The sequence below is a fragment of the Stenotrophomonas sp. GD03877 genome (assembly GCF_029840555.1).
Taxonomy (GTDB): Bacteria; Pseudomonadota; Gammaproteobacteria; order Xanthomonadales; family Xanthomonadaceae; genus Stenotrophomonas; species Stenotrophomonas geniculata.
The window spans coordinates 1-1138 of the sequence record NZ_JAOCCT010000078.1 but is presented as its reverse complement, the minus strand read 5'-3'; the positions used below and the strand labels follow the sequence as shown (position 1 = coordinate 1138).

Below are 1138 nucleotides of genomic sequence, written 5' to 3'. Positions count from 1 at the left end.
GCAACGGGGCGCCAAAGCGCCCCGTTTCACATTTGCCCCTCCACACAATGGGAGAAGCTCACTAACTATCCGCCGATGCTCAGCATGCGGTATACCCGCCGTCGACAACCAGTTTCTGACCGGTCATAAAGGAAGACTCGTCGGACATCAGGAACACCGCCGGCTTGGCGATTTCGGCCGGAACACCCATACGGCCACCAAATTTCCCACGCGGGACAATATCTGCATCCTTCACCGGATCGTTGCACAATGGGTGCAGCGCCGCCAGCTGGGTGAAGTCAAAGGCATCCGTTTCCAAGGATTTCTCATGCGACAACTTCTCTTTGTCAGTCGTGACAGCGGCCTGGAATAGCGGCGTCATAATATATCCCGGATTCACGGTGTTCACTCGGATTCCGTATTCCGCAAACTGCAGCGCGAGGGCCTTCGACAGGCCGACAACGCCGTGTTTCCCCATCGTATACTGGACCGCATTGAAGCGTTCAATCAGCACCTCGCCCGTCTCCGTGTTCACCACCTTCGGGCGACCGGCGACGCCGTGGATGCTCGATACCAGCACGATCGAGCCCTTGGTCCCGTGCTTCATCATCAGCCGCGAGCCGTAGAGCGCGGTATTGAACACTCCGTCCTCGTTGACGCTCTGGATGAATTTTTTCGACTTCAGAACCTCCTCGGGATCCTTATCGAAATCCTCAGCCGTCGCCACGCCGGCATTGGCCATGATGGCATCCACCCGACCATAGGTCTTCTCAGTGATCTCGAAAAGTTTCTCAACATCCTTCGGATCAGTCACGTCGGTATGCACATAGAGCGCATGCCCCTCACCATATTCCTCGTTCAGGCTCTTGGCGAATGCCTCGCCCTGCTCATCGTTGATGTCGGAAATGACAACCCCATCGGCCCCTTCGGCCAAGGCTTCGCGAACCGTTGCCGAGCCAATGGAATCGAACCCGGGGATGACCGAAACCGACCCCGTCACTACGACAATCTTGCCAGCTAGCTTACCCATCTCGAATACTCCTTTGGTTGAGATATTAGTGAATACATGCTGCGGTAGGGCCACCTTGGGGTATAGGAAGTTCAACCGCCCTTTTTGGCGAGTCTGGCAGGTAGGCGGCGGTCGCGCAAGCGCCGCTTT

The 1138-nt window shown here is 56.7% G+C and carries 1 protein-coding gene; it reads right to left on the bottom strand.

Annotated features, from left to right (window positions below):
• Positions 1-79: 79 nt before the first annotated feature.
• Positions 80-1138 (bottom strand): SDR family oxidoreductase (locus N5D20_RS24650; RefSeq protein WP_279915266.1); only part of this gene is annotated, 1059 nt, incomplete at its 5' end.